The sequence below is a fragment of the Psychrobacter sp. PP-21 genome (assembly GCF_033790785.1).
Lineage (GTDB): Bacteria > Pseudomonadota > Gammaproteobacteria > Pseudomonadales > Moraxellaceae > Psychrobacter.
This window is the reverse complement of the sequence record NZ_JAMYEB010000057.1, coordinates 1-1,199: the sequence shown is the minus strand read 5'-3', so window position 1 is coordinate 1,199 and position 1,199 is coordinate 1. Positions and strand designations below refer to the sequence as shown.

Sequence of the window (1,199 nt, the reverse complement as noted above, 5' to 3'; positions counted from 1 at the left end):
GGTAATCATCCCAACCATAAGACACTTATCAAATAGAATTAAGCTGCGTGGTTTAGTTTCTGTATTGGCGTAAAGCCGCCATTGCCCATATTCGGGCGCTCGTGATTGTAGTGATATAACCAGTCCTTTGCCTGCTGACGTACCTGCTCTAGATTATCAAACAGTTCCTGATTTAACCAATCATACCTCATCGTTCTGTTAAAGCGCTCCACATAAGCATTTTGCTGTGGATTGCCAGGTTCAATATAACTGATAGTGATACCTTGTTGCTCGGCCCAGTCTTTGATCGCATTGCTGATGTATTCAGGGCCGTTATCGCATCTTATTTGCACAGGTTTGCCTCGATATTCAATCAGCTGGTCTAATGTGCGTATGACTCTTTGAGCAGGTAGTGAGAAATCGATCTCGACCGTGAGTGCTTCGCGATTGTAATCATCGATCACATTGAACAGTCTGAAGGCGCGACCATCGGTTAAGCCGTCGTGCATAAAGTCCATGCTCCAGCTTTGGTTGATCTTATCAGGTACTGCTAGGGGTACAGGCTTATTGCGCTTTATACGGCGCTTGGGCTTGATTCTAAGGTTGAGTTCAAGCTCACAGTAGATGCGATACACCCGCTTGTGGTTGTACGGCAGTCCCATGACATTACGCAGGGTTAAAAAGCATAAGCCAAAGCCCCAATTCTTATTCTCATCAGTCAGTTTGATGAGTAAATTCGCTATCTGCTGGTTCTCATCCGTTGCTACTGATTTGTGATAATAGCAGGTCACACTGATATTAAAGATACGGCAAGCACGGCGTATGCTAATACCTCGATCTTCAATATAGTGACAAGCCATCTGCCTGCGCCTTTGGGGCGCTACCACTTTTTTGTCATGGCATCCTGCAATATATCGGATTTAAGACATTCGTCAGCATACATCTTCTTAAGACGTGCATTTTCAACTTCAAGTTCTTTTAAACGCGCAATCAAAGAAGCATCCATACCGCCATACTTGGAGCGCCAGTTATAAAAGGTGCTTTGGCTGATGTTATGCTCGCGGCAAAGCTCGGTGATAGGAACGCCTTGTTCGGCTTGTTTTAAGATGTTAACGATTTGGTTGTCGCTAAAACGTGTCTTTTTCATAGGATTCTCCTGCTGGTGTATTTTAGCAGTTAATCTCTATTCAGGAGTGTTCTTATTTTTCGGGGGGATTACC

The 1,199-nt window shown here is 44.3% G+C and carries 1 protein-coding gene; it reads right to left on the bottom strand.

Features of this window, described 5'->3' with window-relative positions:
- Positions 1 to 38: 38 nt before the first annotated feature.
- Positions 39 to 1,126 (bottom strand): IS3 family transposase gene (locus tag NJD71_RS13515; protein ID WP_319052418.1). Its coding sequence is split into 2 segments (ribosomal slippage): positions 39 to 874 and positions 874 to 1,126, totalling 1,089 coding nucleotides; the frame shifts between segments, so codons are not numbered across the junction.
- Positions 1,127 to 1,199 lie beyond the last annotated feature (73 nt).